Annotated in this window: 27 protein-coding genes; 6 read left to right on the top strand and 21 right to left on the bottom strand. The window is 58.6% G+C overall.

Features of this window, described 5'->3' with window-relative positions:
- Window positions 1–43: 43 nt before the first annotated feature.
- From BLV61_RS19535 to BLV61_RS19510, 6 genes are read right to left on the bottom strand one after another with little or no spacing between them, the layout of a single operon-like run.
- A complete protein-coding gene (locus BLV61_RS19535; protein WP_090466980.1) occupies window positions 44–445 on the bottom strand; it encodes a type IV pilin protein in 402 nt (133 codons plus the stop codon).
- A 14-nt stretch (window positions 446–459) separates the two neighbouring features.
- A complete protein-coding gene (locus BLV61_RS19530; protein WP_090466978.1) occupies window positions 460–873 on the bottom strand; it encodes a hypothetical protein in 414 nt (137 codons plus the stop codon).
- Window positions 860–1,339 carry a pilus assembly PilX family protein gene (locus tag BLV61_RS19525; RefSeq protein ID WP_090466977.1) on the bottom strand — a complete coding sequence of 160 codons (480 nt, stop codon included), beginning with the start codon at window positions 1,337–1,339 and terminating at the stop codon, window positions 860–862. Before BLV61_RS19525 ends, BLV61_RS19530 begins: the two co-directional genes overlap by 14 nt.
- Before the next feature lie 11 nt (window positions 1,340–1,350).
- The gene (locus tag BLV61_RS19520) at window positions 1,351–2,064 is read right to left on the bottom strand and encodes a prepilin-type N-terminal cleavage/methylation domain-containing protein (RefSeq protein WP_090466975.1); all 714 of its coding nucleotides are present in this window, start codon (window positions 2,062–2,064) and stop codon (window positions 1,351–1,353) included.
- A complete protein-coding gene (pilV, locus tag BLV61_RS19515; RefSeq protein ID WP_090466973.1) occupies window positions 2,061–2,510 on the bottom strand; it encodes a type IV pilus modification protein PilV in 450 nt (149 codons plus the stop codon). The genes BLV61_RS19520 and pilV overlap by 4 nt, the downstream gene beginning before the upstream one ends.
- On the bottom strand, window positions 2,507–2,980 hold the full coding sequence (locus BLV61_RS19510; protein WP_090466971.1) for a GspH/FimT family pseudopilin: 474 nt from the start codon (window positions 2,978–2,980) through the stop codon (window positions 2,507–2,509). Before BLV61_RS19510 ends, pilV begins: the two co-directional genes overlap by 4 nt.
- Window positions 2,981–3,110: 130 nt before the next feature.
- On the opposite strand from BLV61_RS19510, the gene BLV61_RS19505 reads away from it, so the two are divergent.
- A complete protein-coding gene (locus BLV61_RS19505) occupies window positions 3,111–3,662 on the top strand; it encodes a GspH/FimT family pseudopilin (protein WP_047533419.1) in 552 nt (183 codons plus the stop codon).
- Here the strand turns inward: BLV61_RS19505 and ispH are convergent.
- From ispH to murJ, 6 genes are all read right to left on the bottom strand, one after another.
- A complete protein-coding gene (ispH, locus tag BLV61_RS19500) occupies window positions 3,631–4,578 on the bottom strand; it encodes a 4-hydroxy-3-methylbut-2-enyl diphosphate reductase (RefSeq protein WP_047533422.1) in 948 nt (315 codons plus the stop codon). The two genes, BLV61_RS19505 and ispH, sit on opposite strands and share 32 nt — an antisense overlap.
- Window positions 4,579–4,717: 139 nt before the next feature.
- Window positions 4,718–5,170 carry an FKBP-type peptidyl-prolyl cis-trans isomerase gene (gene fkpB, locus BLV61_RS19495; RefSeq protein WP_047533425.1) on the bottom strand — a complete coding sequence of 151 codons (453 nt, stop codon included), beginning with the start codon at window positions 5,168–5,170 and terminating at the stop codon, window positions 4,718–4,720.
- Entirely contained in the window at window positions 5,163–5,675 is a 513-nt protein-coding gene (gene lspA, locus BLV61_RS19490; protein WP_047533428.1) for a signal peptidase II, read from the bottom strand. The genes fkpB and lspA overlap by 8 nt, the downstream gene beginning before the upstream one ends.
- Window positions 5,668–8,499, bottom strand: a complete 2,832-nt coding sequence (ileS, locus tag BLV61_RS19485; protein WP_047533431.1) for an isoleucine--tRNA ligase — start codon at window positions 8,497–8,499, stop codon at window positions 5,668–5,670. The genes lspA and ileS overlap by 8 nt, the downstream gene beginning before the upstream one ends.
- Window positions 8,500–9,450, bottom strand: coding sequence for a bifunctional riboflavin kinase/FAD synthetase (ribF, locus tag BLV61_RS19480; RefSeq protein WP_047533434.1), 951 nt, complete (start codon window positions 9,448–9,450; stop codon window positions 8,500–8,502).
- Window positions 9,451–9,579: 129 nt separating this feature from the next.
- On the bottom strand, window positions 9,580–11,118 hold the full coding sequence (murJ, locus tag BLV61_RS19475) for a murein biosynthesis integral membrane protein MurJ (protein ID WP_047533437.1): 1,539 nt from the start codon (window positions 11,116–11,118) through the stop codon (window positions 9,580–9,582).
- A 387-nt stretch (window positions 11,119–11,505) separates the two neighbouring features.
- Between murJ and rpsT the strand changes: the two genes are divergently transcribed.
- Window positions 11,506–11,784 (top strand): 30S ribosomal protein S20, encoded by a 279-nt coding sequence (rpsT, locus tag BLV61_RS19460; protein ID WP_020798646.1) that lies wholly within the window; start codon window positions 11,506–11,508, stop codon window positions 11,782–11,784.
- Between the two features lie 119 nt (window positions 11,785–11,903).
- Here the strand turns inward: rpsT and BLV61_RS19455 are convergent, their stop codons facing one another.
- The 5 genes from BLV61_RS19455 to rplU all read right to left on the bottom strand — a co-directional run bounded on the left by BLV61_RS19455 (window position 11,904) and on the right by rplU (window position 15,665).
- On the bottom strand, window positions 11,904–12,368 hold the full coding sequence (locus BLV61_RS19455; protein WP_047533442.1) for a CreA family protein: 465 nt from the start codon (window positions 12,366–12,368) through the stop codon (window positions 11,904–11,906).
- A 12-nt stretch (window positions 12,369–12,380) separates the two neighbouring features.
- Complete coding sequence (gene proB / locus BLV61_RS19450) at window positions 12,381–13,499, bottom strand: glutamate 5-kinase (RefSeq protein ID WP_047533447.1); 1,119 nt, start codon at window positions 13,497–13,499, stop codon at window positions 12,381–12,383.
- A 137-nt stretch (window positions 13,500–13,636) separates the two neighbouring features.
- On the bottom strand, window positions 13,637–14,860 hold the full coding sequence (cgtA, locus tag BLV61_RS19445; RefSeq protein ID WP_047533450.1) for an Obg family GTPase CgtA: 1,224 nt from the start codon (window positions 14,858–14,860) through the stop codon (window positions 13,637–13,639).
- Between the two features lie 197 nt (window positions 14,861–15,057).
- Entirely contained in the window at window positions 15,058–15,315 is a 258-nt protein-coding gene (gene rpmA / locus BLV61_RS19440; protein ID WP_003281574.1) for a 50S ribosomal protein L27, read from the bottom strand.
- A gap of 35 nt (window positions 15,316–15,350) precedes the next feature.
- Window positions 15,351–15,665, bottom strand: coding sequence for a 50S ribosomal protein L21 (rplU, locus tag BLV61_RS19435; RefSeq protein ID WP_007950961.1), 315 nt, complete (start codon window positions 15,663–15,665; stop codon window positions 15,351–15,353).
- A 240-nt stretch (window positions 15,666–15,905) separates the two neighbouring features.
- Here rplU and BLV61_RS19430 point away from each other — a divergent pair, with 240 nt between their 5' ends.
- The 3 genes from BLV61_RS19430 to BLV61_RS19420 all read left to right on the top strand — a co-directional run bounded on the left by BLV61_RS19430 (window position 15,906) and on the right by BLV61_RS19420 (window position 17,879).
- The gene (locus BLV61_RS19430) at window positions 15,906–16,874 is read left to right on the top strand and encodes a polyprenyl synthetase family protein (protein ID WP_047533460.1); all 969 of its coding nucleotides are present in this window, start codon (window positions 15,906–15,908) and stop codon (window positions 16,872–16,874) included.
- Window positions 16,875–17,079: 205 nt separating this feature from the next.
- On the top strand, window positions 17,080–17,421 hold the full coding sequence (locus BLV61_RS19425) for a zinc ribbon domain-containing protein YjdM (protein WP_047533463.1): 342 nt from the start codon (window positions 17,080–17,082) through the stop codon (window positions 17,419–17,421).
- A 200-nt stretch (window positions 17,422–17,621) separates the two neighbouring features.
- Entirely contained in the window at window positions 17,622–17,879 is a 258-nt protein-coding gene (locus BLV61_RS19420) for a PA4570 family protein (protein WP_047533465.1), read from the top strand.
- Window positions 17,880–18,011: 132 nt separating this feature from the next.
- Here the strand turns inward: BLV61_RS19420 and bamJ are convergent, their stop codons facing one another.
- The 3 genes from bamJ to BLV61_RS19405 form a co-directional block, all read right to left on the bottom strand.
- On the bottom strand, window positions 18,012–18,629 hold the full coding sequence (gene bamJ / locus BLV61_RS19415) for a BamJ family beta-barrel-assembly machinery protein (RefSeq protein WP_047533466.1): 618 nt from the start codon (window positions 18,627–18,629) through the stop codon (window positions 18,012–18,014).
- A gap of 120 nt (window positions 18,630–18,749) precedes the next feature.
- A complete protein-coding gene (locus tag BLV61_RS19410; RefSeq protein WP_090466964.1) occupies window positions 18,750–19,058 on the bottom strand; it encodes a DUF6482 family protein in 309 nt (102 codons plus the stop codon).
- A 149-nt stretch (window positions 19,059–19,207) separates the two neighbouring features.
- On the bottom strand, window positions 19,208–19,696 hold the full coding sequence (locus BLV61_RS19405; protein WP_047533470.1) for a TIGR00645 family protein: 489 nt from the start codon (window positions 19,694–19,696) through the stop codon (window positions 19,208–19,210).
- 169 nt (window positions 19,697–19,865) lie between these two features.
- On the opposite strand from BLV61_RS19405, the gene BLV61_RS19400 reads away from it, so the two are divergent.
- Window positions 19,866–21,695 (top strand): hypothetical protein, encoded by a 1,830-nt coding sequence (locus tag BLV61_RS19400; RefSeq protein WP_090466962.1) that lies wholly within the window; start codon window positions 19,866–19,868, stop codon window positions 21,693–21,695.
- Between the two features lie 3 nt (window positions 21,696–21,698).
- On the opposite strand, the gene BLV61_RS19395 is transcribed toward BLV61_RS19400, so the two are convergent.
- Complete coding sequence (locus BLV61_RS19395) at window positions 21,699–22,040, bottom strand: PA4575 family protein (protein WP_047533476.1); 342 nt, start codon at window positions 22,038–22,040, stop codon at window positions 21,699–21,701.
- Between the last annotated feature and the right edge of the window lie 202 nt (window positions 22,041–22,242).

Genomic DNA, 22,242 nt, shown 5'->3' with positions numbered 1-22,242 from the left:
GATAAATAGACAGTGGACGCAAAGGGGCGTCCGAAAAGTAAACTCAGCGACCCCAGCAATCCTTGGCGGTCAGGCCGGCCGTGGCGTTGACCATGCCACGGACACCGGTATTGGTCATAGTGAAATCTCCGCACTTGTCCGCAGCCATGCTCGTGCCCGGCTTGCGCACGGCGGTCAGCAGGAACGTCTGATCGGTCAGAGTCGGGGTAATGGTGTAGTAATCGTTGCCGGCGCTCAGACCGGTGGCATCGGTGTAGACATTTTTTTGCGAATAGAAGCGCTCAAGGATTTGCGCCTGCTCGGAAAGCAGACTGGCCACTTCGGTACGGCGGCCCTTGTTCAGGTATTCGGTGAAGCTCGGGACAGCAATGGTCATGACAATCCCGATGATTGCAATCACGATCATAATTTCGATCAGGGTAAAACCGCGGTTGGATCTGTGCATGCCTCAACTCTCACTTACTGAATTTGTCGCCACATGATGCGACGGCTGCCGCCGGATTTTTCCAGCCCCGGGGTATCGTCGCCAATGGATTCGTGCGCCTCCGCGCCATTGTCATCGGCGTCCCGGGGCGAATTTTCTCCGATGAAGGTCACGCCGTTCGAAAGCAAATCGTTGCCGTCGACCACGCCATCGTCGTTGCTGTCGAGCATCTTAGCGCTGATCGCTTCGGGCAGCTTCAGGCAGATGGGTATCAGCCCATGATTGTTGCGATAAAAACCGTACCAGTTGCCATTGGCCAGACAGGTTCGCCGGTCCAGCGCCGGTGAATCCGGCGGCGTGATGGCCTGGGCCGGCACCGACAGGTTCAGCGCGATGATCACACCGCACAGCAACAGCCAGAACCTGGCAGGCCGCTCAGTACTTGGCATAAATGCTCTCCACAACACTGCGAGAATGGCCCGCGATGCCTACCGCCGTTATCCGGTACAAGGTTGCCTGTGTATTGATCGGCACATTCACGGCGTCGCGGCTGACGCCGATGTTTTGCACGCCATAAAAGCCCTTGCCCGACGCCACCCACATCACTCCGGAGGTAGCGTTGAAACCCGCAGACGTAATGGTCAGCGACTCGGCCGGTGGAGCGCATTGAAGGTGCCCGCTGCAATCCGGCAGCGCAAAACCGCCCCGTTGCACCGCGCTTTCGCCCACCCGCAATGCAGCCTCGGCGCCTTGAAACGACTGATTGCGCAGGCTCACGCTGCCGGCCATTTTTTCCTGCAAGGTGGCGTTCTGCATTGAAGAGATACCTGTCAGCGTCAGCAACAACAGGAATACCAGGCTGACGAGCAATGCCATGCCGCGCTGGTGATACGAAATCACGGATGAATAACTCATCGCCCCTCCCTTCATGGCAGGCGATTGCGCAGAGCGGCAACCACGTTGAAGGTTTGATCGCTTACCCGATGGTGAGGGTCGAAGAGCGTCAGGCTCAGCCGCACGCTGCGAATGCGTGCCGGGTCAGACGGATTGCTGCTATAGCTGGACGCGGCGATATCCGTGGCAGAGCTGGCAATGCCGAAGCTCACGTCAAAGGCTTTGACGTTATCCACCAGCGGCTGCCGGAGCGGTGCGCCATTGCCGACGGCAATCGTCAGCTGATCCTTTCTCAAGCCATAGGCTATCCGCCGGATCGGAAATGCCAGTTGGCCGGGACCAGGCGTACGCGACTCACTGTAAGCCGTCGCACCGGTCCGACAATCGGAGACCACGGTCCATGTCGGCGTCCCACCGTTACTGCCGACATCCGCCGTCACCAGCGTCAGGCTTTGGCGGGCATTGTCCCAACTGATCGGCGTTATCCGACTGGCATTGAAATCACGCGCCGCCCCCTCCGCGGTGATGGTCTCCAGACAGCCGAACATGCCGACCATACGGATTTCCTGAATCATTTTGCTCAGCACGAAACGCGCATCTTCCTGCATGGCTGCGGCGGCGTTCTGACTGACGTAAGTGTTTTTGGCGGCGATGAACACCTGCACCACGCCCAACACCACAACCAGGCTCAACGCCAGGGCGATGAGCAATTCGATCAGGCCAAACCCTCGACTGGAACCGTTCATGGCGTGCCCACCGGGTCGACAGTGGCCCGGCTGCTCAGGACGAAGCTGCGACGGGATTCGGCGCTGTTGGCGGCCCGTGAGTCGTCCCAGGAAATGGTGATGGTGTACACGCGCTGATTGAGGCTGATGCTGCCGGTCGCACTGGGGCCGCCAAAACCAATGATGTTACTGGTGAAATCGTAGAGATCCTGGTCCCGGGCAACGTTCGGATTGCCCGAGGTCGGTGGCGTAACGGTGTAGTCGGCGGCCGCGTTGGCGCGAATGCGGTCCATCATGTCGTAGGCGATAAAACTGGCCTGGCTGGTCATGCGCGCACTGTCCGTGTACTTGAGTGCATTCAGCTGCAATGCCGCCGCCCCCAACAGACCCACGCTCAGAATCAACAATGCAACCAGGACTTCGATCAGTGTCATGCCCTCCTGTGCACCTTTGCGCCATTGCCTCATCCGCAACTTCCACCCAATAGAATTCGTCCGTTCAAACACAGGTTCAACGTCCTGCTTTGCGCACCCAATACATAACTGATCACCACCGCCGTGGACGGTGACGACAACCCTCCCAGATTGTTGAAATCGATGGCCGACACACCCGAGGTTAGCGTCAGCGTCGCGCCACTGCTCATCGCCGGCACAACCCGCAATACATTCGCCGGCGTACTGGTTCCGTCATACACCGACAACTCCCCGGTCCATGCGCTGCCACCCGCCGTCGGGCGCACGCGGGTCGTCACTCCGCGATTGATCGCCTCCAGTCGTGCGAAGTTAAGAGCATGTTGCAGATCACCGATTTCAGTATCGGCCCTGGTGATTTGCGCCGAACGCGTAAACGCCGGTACAGCCAGGGTGATCAGGACCAGAAAGACCGCAATCGCCACCAGCAACTCCAGCAACGTGAAACCATTTGAACGATGTTGCATCGGTGCCCTTTGCTGCCGTTGGCTATACCTGCTGTTGCTCGCCAGAACATGCGGCCGCCAAATTCCGGTTGCATTGCCATCGCCCGCGCATGGATTGCTCGGCCGAGAAAACTTCAGGGAGGGAAATGTCATGCATCAGCGCGGTTTCAGCCTGATCGAACTGCTCATGGGACTGACAATTGTCGGGATTGTTCTGCACTTGGTCAGTCCGGCGTTTGCGGCACTGTCAGAATCGACCTATCGCGAGGAGACAGCGAAGTCACTTGCCAGCGGAATGCGTAGCGCAAGAGTCGCCGCGATCACACGAAACCAGTCCGTCGTCATTCATGGCATAAACGATGACTGGAGCCAGGGCTGGCGAATCGTCCTGGATGTCAGCGGCAAGGGGCATGAGGACATCAGCAATCCGCTACTGATGGAGCACCGGAGCGGAAACCGAGTGCCGGTGTTCGGCAATCAACATGTCAGGACGTCAGTACGCTTCAGTCATTTGGGCGAACCGGCGAAAAAAGGCCTTCAATCGGGGACATTACACGTTTGCGCCAGCCGCGAACCAGTGAGCCGGCACCAGGTGGTACTGGCGTCCACCGGCCGCGTCAGCCTGCGCAGCGAAAAAGCTGAACAGGCATTATGCGCAGGAGGGGAAGGAATCAGAGCAGGGAACGAACGCGCAACTCTTTAGGCATGGAGAATGTGATGTTCTCCTCGCGGCCGGCCAGTTCATCAGCACCAGTAGCGCCCCAGGCTTGCAACTGCTGGATCACGCCGCGCACCAGGACTTCCGGTGCAGAAGCGCCTGCCGTGATGCCGATGCGCTCGACGCCGTCGAACCAGCTTTTTTGCAGGTCTTCAGCACCGTCGATCAGGTAGGCCGGGGTCGCCATGCGCTCGGCGAGCTCACGCAGGCGATTGGAGTTGGAGCTGTTCGGACTGCCAACCACCAACACGACATCGCATTCGTCGGCCAGTTGCTTGACCGCATCCTGACGGTTTTGCGTGGCGTAGCAGATGTCGTCCTTGCGCGGACCACCGATGGCCGGGAAACGCGTACGCAGGGCGTCGATGACACGGCTGGTGTCGTCCATGGACAGGGTGGTCTGGGTGACGAACGCCAGTTTCTCGGGGTTGTGCACTTGCAGTTCGGCGACGTCTTTTTCGTCCTCGACCAGATAGATCGCACCACCATTGCTCGCGTCGTATTGGCCCATGGTGCCTTCGACTTCCGGGTGACCGGCGTGGCCGATGAGAATGCATTCGCGACCGTCGCGGCTGTAGCGCGCCACTTCGATGTGCACCTTGGTCACCAGTGGGCAGGTGGCGTCGAACACTTTCAGGCCCCGCCCGGCAGCTTCAGTGCGAACGGCCTGGGAAACACCGTGGGCACTGAAGATCACGATCACATCGTCCGGCACCTGATCCAGTTCCTCGACGAAAATCGCCCCGCGCGCGCGCAGGTCTTCGACGACGAATTTGTTATGGACCACTTCGTGGCGTACGTAGATCGGAGGACCGAACACTTCCAGGGCGCGGTTGACGATTTCGATCGCGCGGTCCACACCGGCGCAGAAGCCACGGGGGTTGGCGAGTTTGATTTGCATGCTGTGCCTCGTGTCTTGCCCTGTAGGAGCGAGCCCGCTCGCGATGGGCGTCAACGACAATGCGATCATTCTGAATGAAAGCGGTGTCTTTGAGTCCTTCGCGAGCGGGCTCGCGCCTACAACGAGCCGGTTTGGTCAGTTACAGCGCTGTGACGGAAATGATTTCCACGTCAAAGGTCAGCGTCTTGCCTGCCAGCGGGTGATTGAAGTCGATGGTCACTTGAGCATCATCGAACTCTTTCACCACACCTGGCAATTCAGTATTGGCCGCATCATTGAAGATCACCAACAGACCAGGCGACAGCTCCATGTCCTGGAACTGAGAGCGCGGAATGATCTGCACATTTTGCGGATTGGGCTGGCCGAAGGCGTTTTCCGGCTCGATGCTCAGAGTACGCTTGTCGCCAGCCTTGAAACCGAACAACGCCGCTTCGAAACCTGGCAACAGGTTGCCGTCACCGACCTTGAAGGTCGCCGGGGCTTTGTCGAAGGTGCTGTCCACCGTGTCGCCATTCTCCAGGCGCAATGCGAAATGCAAGGTGACTTCCGTGTTCTGGCCAATGCGTTGCTCAGCCAATACCTGTTCAGTCATGAACGGCTTCTCCGGTCTTTTTACTTTTGAACATATCCAGTGCCAACATCACGGCACCGACGGTAATTGCACTGTCGGCAAAGTTGAACGCCGGGAAATACCAGCGGTTCTGCCAATGCACCAGGATGAAATCGATCACATGCCCCAAGGCAATGCGGTCATACAGATTGCCCAACGCACCACCGAGCACCAACGCCAGGGCGATGGCCAGCCAGGTTTCGTTGCGCCCCAGGCGCTTGAGCCAGACCACCAGCACCGCACTGACCAGCACCGCGATCAGTGCAAACAGCCAGCGCTGCCAACCGGAACTGTCCGCCAGGAAGCTGAACGCCGCGCCAGTGTTGTAGGCCAGGGTCCAGCTGAAGTAATCGGGGATCACCACGATTTGCTGGTACATCGCAAGCTTGCCTTCGAAGTAGAACTTGCTGGCCTGGTCGATGACCAGGACCAGCAAACTCAACCAGAGCCAGCTCAGCCGTCCGAAACGGCCAACAGCATTAGGCATAGTGACGAACCTCGCCAGCGCCGCTGATGTTGTCGACGCAACGACCGCAGATTTCCGGATGCTCCGGATTCACGCCGACGTCTTCACGGCAGTGCCAGCAACGGGCGCACTTGGCGAAGGCCGACTTGACGATCTTCAACTTCAGGCCGCTGACTTCGGTGACCACGGCATCGGCCGGCGCCTGCACGAAAGGTGCGACGCTGGCGGTGGAGGTGATCAGCACGAAACGCAGTTCGTTGCTCAGTTTGGCCAGGTCGGCGCTCAGCGCGTCTTCGGCGAACAGCGTCACTTCAGCCTGCAGGTTGCCACCGACGGCTTTCGCCGCGCGCTGGATTTCCATCTCTTTGTTGACCGCAACCTTCACTTCCATGATGCGATCCCAGTAGGCGCGACCGAGTTCGAAACCTTCCGGCAATTCGGTCAGGCCTTCGTACCAGGTGTTGAGCATCACCGATTCGTTGCGCTCGCCCGGCAGGTATTGCCACAGCTCGTCGGCGGTGAACGCCAGGATCGGCGCGATCCAGCGCACCAGCGCTTCGGAGATGTGGAACAGCGCGGTCTGGCACGAACGACGGGCCTTGCTGTCGGCGCCGGTGGTGTACTGGCGGTCCTTGATGATGTCCAGGTAGAAACCGCCCAGCTCCTGCACGCAGAAGTTGTGGATCTTGGAGTAGACGTTCCAGAAGCGGTATTCACCGTAGTGCTCTTGCAGCTCGCGTTGCAGCAGCAAGGTGCGATCCACGGCCCAACGGTCCAGTGCCAGCATTTCTTCGGCCGGCAGCAGGTCGGTGGCCGGGTTGAAGCCGGTCAGGTTCGAGAGCAGGAAACGCGCGGTGTTACGGATACGCCGGTAGGCGTCCGCACTGCGTTGCAGGATCTGCTCGGAAACCGCCATTTCACCCGAGTAATCGGTCGACGCGACCCACAGACGCATGATGTCGGCGCCCAGGGTGTCGTTGACTTTCTGCGGTGCAATGACGTTGCCCAAGGACTTGGACATCTTGCGGCCGGACTCGTCGACGGTAAAGCCGTGGGTCAGCAGTTCGCGGTACGGCGCGTGGTTGTCGATGGCGCAACCGGTCAGCAGCGACGAGTGGAACCAGCCACGGTGCTGGTCCGAGCCTTCCAGGTACAGGTCGGCGCGTGGCCCGGTTTCGTGGCCCATCGGGTGCGAGCCGCGCAGGACGTGCCAATGCGTGGTGCCCGAGTCGAACCAGACGTCCAGGGTGTCGCTGATCTTGTCGTACTGTGGCGCTTCATCACCGAGCAGCTCGGCGGCATCCAGCTTGAACCACGCTTCGATGCCTTCGACTTCGACGCGCTTGGCGACTTCTTCCATCAGCTCGACGGTACGTGGGTGCAGCTCGCCGCTTTCCTTATTCAGGAAGAACGGGATCGGTACCCCCCAGTTGCGCTGACGGGAGATGCACCAGTCCGGACGGTTGGCGATCATCGAGTGCAGTCGCGCCTGGCCCCAGGCCGGCACGAACTTGGTCTCTTCGATGGCTTTGAGCGAGCGCTGGCGCAGGGTGTCACCGGTGGTTGGCTGCTTGTCCATGCCGATGAACCACTGCGCGGTGGCACGGTAGATCAGTGGCGTCTTGTGGCGCCAGCAGTGCATGTAGCTGTGCTCGATGATGGTGGTGTGCAGCAGCGCACCCACTTCGGTCAGCTTGTCGACGATGGCCGGGTTGGCCTTCCAGATGAACTGGCCGCCGAAGAATTCCAGCGATGGCACATAAACGCCGTTGCTTTGTACCGGATTGAGGATGTCGTCGTTGACCATGCCGTATTTCTTGCAGGTCACGAAGTCGTCGACGCCGTAGGCCGGTGCTGAGTGAACCACGCCAGTACCGGCGCCCAGTTCGACGTAATCGGCCAGGTAAACCGGCGACAGACGGTCGTAGAACGGGTGACGGAAGTTGATCAGCTCCAGGTCGGAACCGGTGGCAGTGGCGATCACCGAGCCTTCCAGCGAGTAACGTGCCAGGCACGACTCGACCAGCTCTTCAGCCAGCACCAGCAATTTGTCGCCGACATCGACCAGGGCGTAGTTGAATTCCGGGTGGACGTTCAGCGCCTGGTTGGCCGGGATGGTCCACGGGGTCGTGGTCCAGATCACGATCGAAGCCGGTTTGGCCAGCGATGGCAGACCGAATGCGGCAGCCAGCTTGGCTTCATCGGCAATCGGGAAGGCCACGTCGATGGTCGAGGACTTCTTGTTCTCGTACTCGACTTCCGCTTCGGCCAGGGCCGAGCCGCAATCGAAGCACCAGTTCACAGGCTTGAGGCCCTTGAACACGAAACCGCCCTTGACGATTTCTGCCAGGGCGCGGATTTCACCGGCCTCGTTCTTGAAGTCCATGGTCTTGTAGGGGTTGGCGAAATCGCCCAACACGCCCAGACGGATGAATTCGGACTTCTGGCCTTCGATCTGCTCGGTGGCATACGCCCGGCAGAGTTCACGGGTCTTGTCCGCGCCCAGGTTCTTGCCGTGGGTCACTTCGACTTTGTGCTCGATCGGCAGACCGTGGCAGTCCCAGCCCGGAACATAAGGCGCGTCAAAGCCCGACAGGGTCTTCGAGCGGATGATCATGTCCTTGAGAATCTTGTTCAGCGCATGACCGATGTGAATCGTGCCGTTGGCGTACGGAGGACCGTCGTGCAGTACGAACTTCGGACGATCCTTGCCAATCTCGCGCAACTTTCCGTACAGGCCAATACTGTCCCAGCGCTGCAGAATCTGCGGTTCGCGCTGTGGCAGGCCGGCCTTCATTGGGAAGGCGGTGTCCGGAAGGTTTAGCGTGGCTTTATAGTCGGTCATTTAAGGCTCTTCATTAGCGATTGGCGCTAGGTGCGACAGGGCACGGGCGGCGGCGACATCCGCATTGATCGCCGTCTTAAGCGCCTCCAGAGAGGCGAAACGCTGCTCTTCACGCAGCTTTTGGTGGAAAACCACCGTCATACGCCGGTCATACAGATCGCCGGCAAAATCTAAAAGATGGACTTCGAGGTGGGCTTTGCCATCTCCCTGGACCGTAGGTCGAACGCCGATATTGGCGACGCCTGGCCAGGTCTTGCCGTCGAGGTCGACGCTGACCAGGTAAACCCCGGTAAACGGCACGCGACGGCGCTTGAGTTGAATATTGGCCGTTGGCGTACCCAACTGACGCGCCAGTTTCTGGCCATGCAACACCCGCCCGGCAATCCGGTACGGGCGGCCAAGCAGACGTTCGGCAAGGGCAAAGTCAGCAGCCGCCAGCGCATTACGCACCTGTGTGCTGCTGACCCGGATACCGTCGAGTTCGACAGTCTGCGCCGCTTCAACGGTAAAGCCCTGCATGACGCCGGCCTGTTGCAGGAAATCGAAATCCCCTACCCGGTCACAGCCGAAACGGAAGTCGTCGCCGACTTCAAGATGCTGCACGCCCAGGCCATCCACCAGAATGGTGTCTACAAACTCGCTGGCGCTGAGCTTGCTCAGACGCTGGTTGAAGGCGAGGCACAAGACCCGGTCAACGCCTTCGGCAGCGAGCAGCTGCAACTTGTCGCGCAGGCGTGCCAAACGGGCCGGTGCCGTGTCCGGCGCGAAAAACTCACGCGGCTGCGGCTCGAAAATCACCACGCAGCTGGGCACGCCCAATTCAAGCGCACGCTCACGCAGTCGCGCCAGGATAGCCTGGTGGCCACGGTGTACACCGTCAAAGTTGCCAATAGTGGCGACACAGCCCCGATGCTGGGGGCGCAGATTTTGGAGGCCTCGAACCAGCTGCATAACGCGCTTCTTGCTCATAAAGTGGTCGATTATAACCACACCCGGCGGCCGACGACAGGCAACACCGTATCCCAAAGTGATCGAGCCGACAAAAACGCCGGCCCACCCGTGTTTATCGAGGCCCGGGCCTTAGCCCAACGCCTTGCGATTAAAGTCGCGCAAGCGAAAACCCATCAACACTAACATCCCGAAATACGCCACCACACCGGCGACCACCAATGCCCCCAGGCGCAGGAACCGCTCAAGCATATGCCCTTGATCCCAGGCTGGCATAAAGTGCATCGCACCCAGCAACACGCCTGACATCACCGTCACCGCGATCACCAGCTTCAAGCCGAATACCCCCCAGCCCGGTTGTGGCTGGTACATCTGCTGTTTGCGCAGTTGATAGAAGAGCAACCCGGCGTTGATACAGGCACCGCCACTGATGGCGAGCGCCAAACCAGCGTGAGCCAGCGGACCGATCAGCATGAGGTTGAACAGCTGGGTGATGATCAAGGTGAAAATTGCGATCTTTACCGGCGTGCGGATGTTTTGTTGCGCATAAAAGCCCGGTGCCAGCACTTTAATCACGATGATCCCGAGCAACCCGACCGAATAGGCGATCAACGCACGCTGGGTCATGGCCGCATCAAATGCATTGAATTGACCGTACTGGAACAGCGAAACCGTCAACGGCTCGGCCAGAATCCCCAACGCCAGGGAACATGGCAGCACCAGCACGAAGCACAGGCGCAGGCCCCAGTCGAGGATTCGCGAATATTCATGTCGATCCTTGTTGGCGTAGGTCTTGGCCAGGGTCGGCAACAGGATCGTGCCCAATGCCACGCCCAGCACGCCGGACGGCAGCTCCATCAAACGGTCGGCGTAGTACATCCAAGACACGGAACCGGCGACCAGGAACGAAGCGAAAATAGTGTTGATGATCAGCGAGATCTGACTCACGGACACCCCGAGAATCGCCGGCAGCATCTGCTTCATGACCCGCCAGACCCCCGTATCACGCAGATTCAGGCGCGGCAGCACCAGCATGCCGATCTTTTTCAGGTGTGGCAGCTGATACAACAGCTGCGCCAGGCCGCCGGCCAGAACCGCCCAGCCAAGCGCCATCACCGGCGGATCGAAGTACGGCGTCAGGAACACCGCAAAAATGATCATGCTGACGTTCAACAGGGTCGGCACAAAGGCCGGCACCGAAAAGCGGTTCCATGTGTTGAGGATCGCGCCCGCCAGCGAGGACAGGGAAATCAGCAGGATGTAAGGAAAGGTCACCCGCAGCAGGCTGGAGGTCAGCTCGAATTTTTCCGGCGTATCGGTAAAGCCCGGCGCCGTCACCCAGATGACCCAGGGGGCGGCAATCATCCCCAGCGCGGTCACCACGGCCAGCACCAGCGTCAGCAGACCCGAGACGTAAGCAATGAACGTTCGCGTCGCTTCCTCGCCCTTCTGGCTTTTGTATTCGGCAAGAATCGGCACAAAAGCCTGGGAGAAGGCGCCCTCCGCGAAGATACGCCGCAACAGATTGGGCAATTTGAAGGCGATGAAGAACGCGTCGGTCGCCATTCCCGCACCAAATATGCGTGCAATGAGGGTGTCACGAACGAAGCCCAGGATCCGGGAAAGCATCGTGATAGAGCTGACGGCGGCCAACGATTTGAGCAGATTCATTGAAAGAGTTTGTGCCTGTCGATAAACAGCAGGCGAACTGAGCGCCTACTTATGCGATACTCCGCGCCGCAACAGCACAGAGCCAAAGCTCGCGAGTTTACAGGTCGCACGCCGGAAAGAAATATTCTGTGCCACCGACCTCATGAAAACGTGACGAGCGAAGGCAAGACAAGGCGAAAACAGGCGAGAAAGCGGAGTTGACGAACGTCAATGAGCATTTCAAGACTGTTTTCAACGCTGTATTGCCGAGCACAGTAGTTTTCAAGGGGTCGGGACCTACCACTTAGCGGAACGTTTCCTCCGCCCTTGACAACACTGCAACTCATCGGCATGATTCGCGGCCTATTTTGATTGCTATTTCCTAAAAGTCTTTCGAGGAGCTCGACGGTGGCCAACTCACCTTCCGCCAAAAAACGTGCAAAACAGGCTGAGAAGCGTCGCAGCCACAACGCCAGCCTGCGTTCCATGGTTCGTACCTACATCAAGAATGTAGTTAAGGCCATCGACGCAAAAGACGCTGAAAAAGCTCAAGCTGCTTACGTTCTGGCCGTGCCAGTTATCGACCGTATGGCCGATAAAGGCATCATCCACAAGAACAAAGCCGCTCGCCATAAGAGCCGCCTGAATGGCCACGTCAAGGCCCTGAACGTTGCCGCTGCTGCCTAAGCGACACGCTCATTAAAAAACCGACCTCAGGGTCGGTTTTTTATTGCCTGCAATTTGATGAACACACAAAAAACTGTGGGGGCGAGCTTGCTCACCCCCACAGTTCTGATTGGGTCAGATTATTGGGTGTTCGCCCAAGGAAGAATCGGAATCGCCGTGACGGCATTCTGCGGGCTACCCTCGATCAAACGGTCGCTGTACACCAGATACACCAGCGTATTGCGCTTCTTGTCGAGGAAACGCACCACCTGCATGGTCTTGAAGACCAGCGAAGTGCGCTCCTTGAATACTTCGTCGCCATCCTTGAGCTCACCCTTGAAGCTGATCGGCCCGACCTGCCGGCAAGCGATGGACGCCTCGGCGCGATCCTCGGCCAATCCAAGACCCCCCTTCACACCACCGGTCTTGGCGCGTGAGAGATAGCAGGTCACGCCATCGACCTTGGGATCATCAAAGGCCTCGACCACGATCCGGTCATTTGGCCCGACGAACTTGAACACCGTCGAGACCTGACCGATTTCTTCCGCCGAAGCCAGCAAGGGCATCGCCAACAGCAAGCCCAACAATCCTTTTGCCACGCGCATTCAGATATTCCTTCAGACCAGAATCAGGTTATCGCGGTGAACCAGCTCCGGCTCTGCCATGTAACCCAATAGACCGACAATCGCCTCGGACGACTGACCGATGATTTTTTGTGCTTCCAGCGCACTGTAGTTGGCCAGGCCACGGGCGATTTCACGACCGTCCGGCGCCACGCACACCACCATCTCACCGCGACGGAAGCTGCCCTGAACCAGCTTGACCCCGACCGGCAGCAAGCTCTTGTTACCCTGGGACAACGCCACCACCGCCCCTGCATCCAGCACCAATGTGCCGCGGGTTTGCAGATGCCCGGCCAGCCATTGTTTGCGCGCCGCCAGCATGCCGCGTTCAGGCGAGAGCAAGGTGCCGATGCGCTCGCCCGCCTTCAGGCGATCCAGCACGCGCTCAAGGCGCCCACCGACGATGATCGTATGAGCACCCGAACGCGCCGCCAGACGCGCCGCGCGCAATTTGGTCTGCATGCCGCCACGCCCCAGCGCACCACCAGTGCCACCCGCTACCGCATCGAGCGCCGGATCATCGGCACGCGCTTCGTAAATCAACTTGGCATCGGGATTGTTGCGCGGGTCGGCGTCGAACATGCCATCGCGATCGGTCAGGATCACCAGCAGATCAGCCTCGACCAGGTTGGCCACCAACGCCGCCAGGGTATCGTTATCGCCGAAACGGATTTCATCGGTGACCACGGTGTCATTCTCGTTGATCACCGGAATAACCTTCAGCTCCACCAGCGCACGCAAGGTACTGCGGGCATTCAGGTAGCGCTTGCGGTCGGACAGGTCGTCGTGAGTCAGGAGAATCTGCGCCGTGTGCCGGCCGTGCTCGGCAAAGCTCGACTCCCAGGCCTGCACCAGCCCCATCTGGCCGATTGCAGCGGCGGCCTGAAGCTCGTGCATCGCACTGGGTCGCGCAGTCCAGCCCAGACGACTCATGCCGGCCGCCACCGCCCCGGAGGACACCAGCACCAGCTCGACGCCCGCCTCATGCAAAGCCACCATCTGCTCAACCCAGACACTCATTGCCGCGCGATCCAGGCCCTTGCCGTCCGCCGTCAGCAAAGCGCTGCCGATCTTCACGACCCAACGCCGCGCACCTGTCACCTTGCTCCGCATCATCTTCAACCTTAGCTTGAGGGCAACGCGACCTAGCACTGCCCGTGACGTTATTCGTGGTTATTCGTGACCAACGATCGATTTCCAGATACCAAAACGCCGCTCAATTGAGCGGCGCTTAAGTTTATCGCAACGAATCAGTCACGCACGTAAATGATTTCCGGACCGTCTTCGTCATCCACGTCTTCTTCATCCCAATCATCGTCGCCGATGTCGTGGACCGACTTCACCCCGCTGCGACGCAGGGCACGCTGATCGTCCAGCGCTTGCAGCTGGGCACGCGCCTCGTCTTCAATGCGCTGATCGAGCTCTGCCAGCTCCTCCCGGTAGGCGGGATCATTGGCCAGACGATCGGCGCGATCTTCCAGATAGCGCATGATGTCGTGGCACAAGCGCTCGGTGTTCTGCTTGGCGATGGCCGAAATCACATAGACCGGACCTGTCCACTCCAGGCGATCAACGATTTCCTTGACGCGTGCATCATGCTCTTCTTCAAGAATCTGGTCGCATTTGTTCAGGACCAACCAACGATCACGCTCAGCCAGGGACGGACTGAACTTGGTCAATTCGTTAACGATGACTTCTGCGGCGTCCGGAGCACTGGTGTCATCCAGCGGCGCCATGTCGACGAGGTGCAGCAGCAGACGGGTACGCGACAAGTGCTTGAGGAAGCGAATGCCCAGACCCGCGCCTTCGGAAGCACCTTCGATCAGGCCCGGAATGTCCGCAACCACGAAGCTTTTCCAGCGATCGACGCTGACCACGCCGAGGTTTGGCACCAGCGTGGTGAACGGGTAGTCGGCAACTTTCGGCTTGGCCGCCGATACCGAACGGATAAAGGTACTTTTGCCAGCGTTCGGCAAGCCCAGCAGACCCACGTCCGCCAGCACTTTCATTTCCAGCTTGAGATCACGCTGCTCGCCCGGCTTGCCCGGCGTAGTCTGGCGCGGTGCACGGTTGGTACTGGATTTGAAACGCGTGTTACCCAGACCGTGCCAGCCGCCATGGGCCACCAGCAGCTTCTGGCCAGCCTTGGTCAGGTCACCGATCACTTCCTGAGTCGCGGAATCGATCACGGTGGTGCCGACCGGAACGCGCAGAACCAGATCCTCACCCTTCTTGCCGGTGCAGTCGGTGCTGCCACCATTGGAGCCACGCTCGGCATCGAAGTGCCGGGTGTAACGGTAATCCACCAGGGTATTGAGGTTTTCGTCGGCGATCATGTAGACCGAGCCGCCATCACCACCATCACCACCGTTCGGACCACCGTTCTCGATGAATTTCTCGCGCCGGAAACTCATGCAACCGTTACCGCCGTCGCCAGCCTTTACTCGAATCGATACTTCATCAACAAACTTCATAACACAACGCCTCTCGCCATACGGACGAGCCGAAAAACACTAAGACATAAGACTCTTGCAAAAATGAGCGCAGCGACCTCAATCAACGACCGCACAATCCAGCGCGCCGACAGCCCATACAAACAGTTTTGCAAGAGACTCACCCCACAAACGAAAAAGCCCCGTCGCGAGACAGGGCTTTTCCAGCGATCGCGCAATTAAGCTGCGACTACGCTCACATAACGACGACCGAAGGCGCCTTTTACTTCGAACTTGATCACGCCTTCGACTTTAGCGAAGAGGGTGTGATCTTTACCCATGCCAACGCCGTAGCCAGCGTGGAATTGGGTGCCGCGCTGACGCACGATGATGTTGCCTGCTTTGATAGCCTGGCCGCCATACATCTTCACGCCAAGGCGTTTGGCTTCTGAGTCGCGACCGTTACGGGTACTACCACCAGCTTTTTTGTGTGCCATGAGTTCAATTCTCCTAGTGAGGAATTAGGCTGTAATTAAGCCTGAATACCGGTGATTTTGATCTCGGTGTACCACTGGCGGTGGCCCATACGCTTCATGTGGTGCTTACGGCGACGGAACTTGATGATGCGGACTTTATCGTGACGACCTTGGGAGATCACTTCAGCCACAACGGTAGCGCCAGCAACAACTGGAGCACCGATATTCACGTCGTCACCATTGGCAACCAACAGAACGCGATCAAAGGTAACGGATTCGCCGGTAGCGACTTCCAGTTTTTCGATCTTCAGGTATTCACCTGGGGCGACTTTGTACTGCTTGCCGCCAGTAACGATTACTGCATAAGACATGGTATTTCTCCGATAATCCTGCTCACCCAGCTCTTTATAAGAAGAGGTATTGGCTGGCATGGCTGCATGGGGCTGGAAGGCCCGCTTGCAATTGCGTAAGGCAGGTGCTGCCCAGGAAGTTCAGGGTGCGCGATTGTACGCAAGGCACGAGCGCCTTGCAATAGGCCGTCCATCGCGCCTTGACACCTGCCGACGCGGGTCCTAGCATGCCGCGCAACCCTTCTGGAGCAACTGTCGCTGATGCAACCCCAAGCTTTCTACCGCGCGGTGGCGGACGATTTTAGCGCCGTCGACGGCATCATCAAGAAGCAGCTGACTTCCCGAGTGCCGCTGGTATCGAAAATCGGCGATTACATCACCTCGGCCGGCGGCAAACGCCTGCGTCCTTTATTAGTCTTGTTGTGCGGCAAGGCACTGGGTCGCGAAGGCGATGACCTGCGCCTGCTGGCAGCCACCATCGAATTCCTGCATACAGCGACCCTGTTGCACGATGACGTGGTGGACATGTCCGGCATGCGCCGTGGTCGCTCGACCGCCAATGCGATGTGGGGCAACGCCCCCAGCGTGCTGGTGGGCGACTTCCTGTATTCGCGCTCCTTCGAAATGATGGTCGAGCTCGGCTCCATGCCGGTGATGAAGATCCTCTCGCAAGCCACGCGCATCATCGCCGAAGGCGAAGTGCTGCAGCTGTCGAAGGTCCGTGACGCCAGCACCACCGAAGAAACCTACATGGAAGTCATCCGCGGCAAGACCGCGATGCTCTTCGAGGCATCGACCCACAGTGCCGCAGCCCTGTGCGAAGCCACGCCGGAGCAGGCTGAAGCCATGCGCACGTTCGGCGATCATCTGGGCGTAGCCTTCCAGTTGGTCGACGACTTGCTGGACTACAAGGGCGACGCAGAAACCCTGGGCAAGAACGTCGGTGACGATCTGGCTGAAGGCAAGCCAACCCTGCCGCTGATCTACACCATGCGCGAGGGCACGCCGGAACAAGCTGCACTGGTGCGCAAGGCGATCCAGAAAGGGGGTATCGAAGACCTGGAAAGCATCCGCGAAGCCGTGGAAGCCTCGGGTTCCCTGGACTACACCGCGCAACTGGCCCGCGACTACGTGGCCCGCGCGATCAAATGCCTCGAGGCGCTGCCTGCCAGCGAATACCGCGATGCATTGGTCGAGCTGAGCGAGTTCGCGGTCGCCCGCACGCACTGACAAACACTGCAAAACACTGTCGGAGCGAGCTTGCTCGCGATTAGGGACTTACATTCAACATTCTTGTTGCCTGAAAGGACGCTATCGCGAGCAAGCTCGCTCCCACAGGCTTGATCCCCACAGGTTTTCCTGCGCTGTGCCCGCTCCCGCCTAAAACCCTATACAATGTGCGCTTTTTAGCGATCCTGAATCCAAAGGAGCCTTAGTGAGCACGTTGCCACCCTGCCCGAAATGCAATTCCGAATACACCTACGAAGATGGCGCCCAACTGATTTGCCCCGAGTGCGCCCACGAGTGGTCCGCCAACGGTGAAGCCGAAGCCGTGTCCGATGACACCGTTAAAAAGGATTCGGTCGGCAATGTCCTGCAGGACGGCGACACCATCACCGTGATCAAGGACCTAAAGGTCAAGGGCACATCCCTGGTGGTCAAGGTCGGCACCAAGGTCAAGAACATTCGCCTGTGCGATGGCGATCACGATATCGACTGCAAGATCGACGGTATCGGCCCGATGAAACTCAAATCCGAGTTCGTCAGAAAAGTCTGATTCCGCTGTATTCCATCCCGCGCCAAGCGTGGGATGGTGCTTCGCCCTCCCCCGTCCCGCCTCTCTCGCAGTAGCCAGCCGCCAGCCGTTTTGACCTTGCGCAGTCTTTACCCCGGAAAAGCCACAATCCGTCGATAGATGCTTGCTATTCTGATAATAAGAATTATTCTCATTGAAACCCTTTTCAATGGAGATGACGCATGACTTATTTGATCGATGCCTGGCTGGACCGCCCACACCCTTACCTGAGAATCCTGCATCGGGAAACCGGGGAAGTCTGTGCGGTACTTGAAGAGGAAGCCTTGAGCGAACTGCAGGATCAGGGTGATCTGGACGTCAATGGCCTGAGCTCCTGCGAGCCGATGGTACTCAAGGAACTGGTGCGCAATCTGTTTCTGTTCTGCTATGCCCGGGCCTTGCGCCCGCACACTGAACCGCACCATAAAATCGAATTATGAAAAACGCCGCAAGCCCCTGTAGGAGCGAGCCTGCTCGCGAAAAACTCAAAGACACCGCGTTCATTGAGAATGGCCGCGCTACCGTTGTCGCCCATCGCGAGCAGGCTCGCGCCTACAGGTAATCAGCAGGTCTTACAGAACGTCGAGCAGCTCGACGTCGAATACCAGCACGCTGTGCGGCGGAATGCTGCCAACGCCTTGCGCGCCGTAAGCCAGCTCGCTCGGCACGTACAGACGCCATTTGCTGCCGGCATTCATCAGTTGCAGGGCTTCGGTCCAGCCAGCGATCACGCCGCCGACCGGGAATTCTGCAGGCTGACCACGCTCATAGGAGCTGTCGAATACAGTGCCGTCGATCAGGGTGCCGTGGTAGTGGGTACGCACGGTGTCTTCACGGGATGGCTTGGCGCCTTCACCGGCAGTCAGCACTTCGAACTGCAGACCGGAAGCCAGGGTGGTGATGCCTTCACGCTTGGCGTTCTCGGCCAGGAAGGCCAGGCCTTCGCCAGCAGCCGCTTCAGCCTTGGCTGCCGCTTCGGCTTGCATGATTTCGCGGATGACCTTGAAGCTGGCGGACATTTCTTCCTGGCCCACACGGCTCGGCTTACCGGCGAATGCGTCGGTCAGACCGGCAAGGATCGCGTCCAGGCTAACGCCCGGTGGCGGGTTATCACGCAGCTGGTCGCCCAACTGACGGCCAATACCGTAGCTGACGCGGGTTTCGTCGGTGGACAGATTTACTTCGGACATGACACTGCTCCGCTGTGCGGACGGCCCTGGAACTTGCCGTGCGTGCACAGCGCGTCCCGGAGCGCCCGGAACCAAAAGGGCCAGCAGACTAGCACAGTTGCCACGGGTTGATGAGGGACGTCAGCCCTGTCGCGAATAACCAAGGTCGATCGGCACCTTCAGGTGTTCTTCGACGTCACCCAGCCCGCACATCTCGTCATGGACCAAGGTGTGCACGAGGTTGAAATTCAACTTGGGAAAGGAGTGCAGCACTTCACGCGCGTGCTCGACTGAACGCAGGTGAAACATCTGCCCGCGAGCATCGCTCAATGGATATGCCGCGCCATGCATCCGCGCTTCCAGCAGGTAGATACCGCCTTCCATGGAGATCAGGTTCAGCTCATCGACCTTCCCGGCGACAGCATAGGCATTCAACTCTTGCAGGTTCATGAACGCACCTCACGCATTGGCGAGCCAAGACATCTACAGGGATATGCCTCGGCGCGTCAAAGCACAAGCCACAAACGATGCCGCCCGTCTGTTTGGGCAAAATCCCCTGTGGCGAACGAGCTTGCTCGCCGCAGGGGGCATGCCTGGTGTCAGTGCTTGGTCAGCTTATCCAGATAACCCATGGCAAACGCCGACACCACGAACGTCATGTGAATGATCACGTACCACTTCAAATGCTCGGGATCGACGTTTTTGGCGTCCATGAAAATCCGCAGCAAATGGATGGAGGAAATGGCCACGATGGACGCCGCCACCTTCATCTTCAATGAAGACGAATCCATGGTGCCCAGCCAATTGAGCTTTTCCTTGTGTTCGTCGATATCCAGTTGGGAAACGAAGTTCTCGTAGCCGGAAATCATCACCATCACCAGCAAACCGCCCACCAGTGCCATGTCGATCAGCGACAGCAGCACCAGGATCAGGTCCGACTCGGCCATCGAAAAGACGTTGGGAATGACGTGGAAGACTTCCTGGAAGAATTTCAGTGCTAGCGCCAACAGTCCCAGGGACAGCCCGAAATAGATCGGAGCCAGCAGCCAGCGGGATGCATACATTGCATTTTCGATAAAGCGTTCCATTGAATCTCACACGTGGTCTGAAATGGCCGCGAGTATAACAGTCGCCTGTGTATGCCCAAAAGCAGCCAGAAACCGTTGAGAAATCCGCCACCTGCGCGTATGTGTCAAATTTTTTCTGCTAGTGTCCAAACTATTGACAGCCGCGTGATATCGGACAGGAAGAGTGGAAATGGATGTGCGACTAACGTTAACGAGTGCTGGAGTTTGCCTGGCCCTGTTGCTGGGCGCCTGCTCACCCGGCGAAGAGAAACGTCAGGTCAGCCTCGAGGAAAAGACCGCGCAGTTCGAAAAATCCCTGGACGCCATCACCGACCCTAAACTCAAGGATGCCGTGGCTGAACTGGGCGGCTCGCTGTTGCTGCTGGAACGCGCGCAGCTCAAGCTCGACAGCAAACCCGTGGAAACCGAGTACGGCGACGACGCCCTCGCCGTACTCAAGCACTACCCCACGCCACAGGCCCTGGTCGATACCTATATCAATGGCCTGTTCGTGCTGCGCAAAGACTCCAGTTCCGACTACCTGATCGACCTGCAACCGGTGTTCCCCTTCAATTTCAACATTCCCGCCGCGTTCCTGTTTCCCCATGGACTGGAATGGCAGTCGGTCACCCTGAACAACAAACGCGTCATCGCTTTCCAGCCGGAATGGTCGGAAACCGACCCGGGCATTCAATTGAGCCCGTCGAGCTCCAACCTGACCAGCCCCGATGACCTGACCGTGACCTACCCGTTCATCGAAGGCCTGGACATCGACCACAAGAACCAGCCACAACCGGTGAGTCTGCAAGGCAAGCTGGAAGTCATTGCACCGCGCCGGCTCTACAGCTTCGACTTGACGAAAAAGGACGTTGGCCAGACTCGCACCAACGACAACCTCAGCGTCACCTTGCTCAAGCTGACCCACAACTACGCCGAAATAGAGTTCAACAACAACGCACCGCTTGCACCCGAGATTGACGAAACCCCACTGAACCCGGTGATCGTCCAGGCCAGGGACGCCACCGGGCAATTTCTCACGCGCTCGGGGTCAATCAACGAAACCGCCTCGCAAATCGCCTTCTATCAACAACAGCTGGCAAAAATGCAGCAGCAGAAAACCTGGACCGACGCGTTCGGCAAACAACTCGACGAAGAACAACGCGCCTTTGAAAAGCAACAAACCCACCATTACTCGAAGGTGTACTTCAACGGGCCGATCGAAACCCTCGAAGTCAGCCTGCTGGATTTTTCCGGAGCCACCGTAACGCGCAAGGACCTGAACCTGCCGGTCCGACGCTTCGACCGTCACACCACGGAGAAAACCATCCAGCCACTGAGCTTTCCTGTGGTGGTGTATGACGACCAGGCGTCGACCTGGCTCAAGGGCGCCGCATTGACGGAGGAACAACTGAAGAAAGGGGTCAACATCAGTCAATCGGTCGATGACCCCAGCGCTGCAAGGGTCGAATTCAGTCACCTCAAGAGCTTCAATGACGAACTGCTCGGCTCGTCCTTCAACCCCGGCGACAGCCCCGTCAGTTTCTTCACCGAGGACAGTCGCGGCAAACGCGACGAGCCCATCGAACTACCCGCAGAGGCCTACCAGGTCGATCCACTGCGCGGCACCATCACCTATGACCTGAACCTGTTTCCGGAAACACCGGCTTACGTGGTGGGCTCCATGCCGCTGTTCCTGGCCACGGTCGAGAAAAAGCCCCTCGACGCCCATCAACTGCCCAAGGGGCTTGAGCTAAAGGGCAATGCACTGGTGGTGGATCTGAAAGTGTTTCCCGATCAGGACTGGCGTTTTTTCGCCAAGGATGACAGCGGCAACTACCTGAAGGAAATTCTGGCGGTCAACCATGATGCGAGTGCAGAAGGCCCGGGATTATTTGCCGTGCATTACTTCTACGGGCAACCCACGCAGCTGGAAACCTATCAGCGAACTGACCTCACCACCGTGCAATATGGTTTCGAGGTCAAGCTCGACAAGGCCGACACGTCCCATCTGGTCCAATAGCGCTTAATGCTCGGGCCGGAACTCGAAGCCACCGACGCTACGGCAACGACCACCGTTGATTTCCCGCAACTGGGCTTGCAGATGCAGGCACCAGATCTGCGGGTCATCGGCCAGTTCATAACCGTGCAAGGTCAGGCTTTCAACAATAGTGTCGAGTATCGACTCAGCGACAAAAGGTCCATGAAACGGGCCTTGAGCCTTGATGGCTGAAGGTTGTTCGCCCGCCATTCCGGCAGCGAAGAGTAAGGTCCACATGCCCGTATCGCCCGCCAACGGTTTGATGGCGCATTCGATACGGGTCACAAGACCCAGGCATTGACGGGTGAGGCAGAGGTTGCGCGACATGGCGGCGACCCTCGTTAGATCCGGTATTCAGCCCCCAAGCGAAGGCTGTCTCGATCCAGTGATTACTGTCGATATCCTTGAGCAGAGAATAGAAGAAAAGTCTGACTAGCACGTCAGGCAAGACCAGAAGGCGCCGAATGGTCATTGTGTGAATATTGACGTCAGAGTGATGGCACTTTGGGATACACACAAACAAATGTGG

Origin of the sequence: Pseudomonas mohnii (assembly GCF_900105115.1) — a bacterium.
Lineage (GTDB): Bacteria > Pseudomonadota > Gammaproteobacteria > Pseudomonadales > Pseudomonadaceae > Aquipseudomonas > Aquipseudomonas mohnii.
This window is presented reverse-complemented; position numbering and strand designations above follow the sequence as displayed.

Bases quoted from the DNA above. Each gene is read 5' to 3' on its own strand.
- BLV61_RS19535 (WP_090466980.1), bottom strand. From the start codon at position 445: ATGCACAGATCCAACCGCGGTTTTACCCTGATCGAAATTATGATCGTG.
- BLV61_RS19530 (WP_090466978.1), bottom strand. From the start codon at position 873: ATGCCAAGTACTGAGCGGCCTGCCAGGTTCTGGCTGTTGCTGTGCGGT.
- BLV61_RS19525 (WP_090466977.1), bottom strand. From the start codon at position 1,339: ATGAGTTATTCATCCGTGATTTCGTATCACCAGCGCGGCATGGCATTG.
- BLV61_RS19520 (WP_090466975.1), bottom strand. From the start codon at position 2,064: ATGAACGGTTCCAGTCGAGGGTTTGGCCTGATCGAATTGCTCATCGCC.
- pilV (WP_090466973.1), bottom strand. From the start codon at position 2,510: ATGAGGCAATGGCGCAAAGGTGCACAGGAGGGCATGACACTGATCGAA.
- BLV61_RS19510 (WP_090466971.1), bottom strand. From the start codon at position 2,980: ATGCAACATCGTTCAAATGGTTTCACGTTGCTGGAGTTGCTGGTGGCG.
- BLV61_RS19505 (WP_047533419.1), top strand. From the start codon at position 3,111: ATGCATCAGCGCGGTTTCAGCCTGATCGAACTGCTCATGGGACTGACA.
- ispH (WP_047533422.1), bottom strand. From the start codon at position 4,578: ATGCAAATCAAACTCGCCAACCCCCGTGGCTTCTGCGCCGGTGTGGAC.
- fkpB (WP_047533425.1), bottom strand. From the start codon at position 5,170: ATGACTGAACAGGTATTGGCTGAGCAACGCATTGGCCAGAACACGGAA.
- lspA (WP_047533428.1), bottom strand. From the start codon at position 5,675: ATGCCTAATGCTGTTGGCCGTTTCGGACGGCTGAGCTGGCTCTGGTTG.
- ileS (WP_047533431.1), bottom strand. From the start codon at position 8,499: ATGACCGACTATAAAGCCACGCTAAACCTTCCGGACACCGCCTTCCCA.
- ribF (WP_047533434.1), bottom strand. From the start codon at position 9,450: ATGCAGCTGGTTCGAGGCCTCCAAAATCTGCGCCCCCAGCATCGGGGC.
- murJ (WP_047533437.1), bottom strand. From the start codon at position 11,118: ATGAATCTGCTCAAATCGTTGGCCGCCGTCAGCTCTATCACGATGCTT.
- BLV61_RS19455 (WP_047533442.1), bottom strand. From the start codon at position 12,368: ATGCGCGTGGCAAAAGGATTGTTGGGCTTGCTGTTGGCGATGCCCTTG.
- proB (WP_047533447.1), bottom strand. From the start codon at position 13,499: ATGCGGAGCAAGGTGACAGGTGCGCGGCGTTGGGTCGTGAAGATCGGC.
- cgtA (WP_047533450.1), bottom strand. From the start codon at position 14,860: ATGAAGTTTGTTGATGAAGTATCGATTCGAGTAAAGGCTGGCGACGGC.
- rpmA (WP_003281574.1), bottom strand. From the start codon at position 15,315: ATGGCACACAAAAAAGCTGGTGGTAGTACCCGTAACGGTCGCGACTCA.
- rplU (WP_007950961.1), bottom strand. From the start codon at position 15,665: ATGTCTTATGCAGTAATCGTTACTGGCGGCAAGCAGTACAAAGTCGCC.
- BLV61_RS19430 (WP_047533460.1), top strand. From the start codon at position 15,906: ATGCAACCCCAAGCTTTCTACCGCGCGGTGGCGGACGATTTTAGCGCC.
- BLV61_RS19420 (WP_047533465.1), top strand. From the start codon at position 17,622: ATGACTTATTTGATCGATGCCTGGCTGGACCGCCCACACCCTTACCTG.
- bamJ (WP_047533466.1), bottom strand. From the start codon at position 18,629: ATGTCCGAAGTAAATCTGTCCACCGACGAAACCCGCGTCAGCTACGGT.
- BLV61_RS19410 (WP_090466964.1), bottom strand. From the start codon at position 19,058: ATGAACCTGCAAGAGTTGAATGCCTATGCTGTCGCCGGGAAGGTCGAT.
- BLV61_RS19405 (WP_047533470.1), bottom strand. From the start codon at position 19,696: ATGGAACGCTTTATCGAAAATGCAATGTATGCATCCCGCTGGCTGCTG.
- BLV61_RS19400 (WP_090466962.1), top strand. From the start codon at position 19,866: ATGGATGTGCGACTAACGTTAACGAGTGCTGGAGTTTGCCTGGCCCTG.
- BLV61_RS19395 (WP_047533476.1), bottom strand. From the start codon at position 22,040: ATGTCGCGCAACCTCTGCCTCACCCGTCAATGCCTGGGTCTTGTGACC.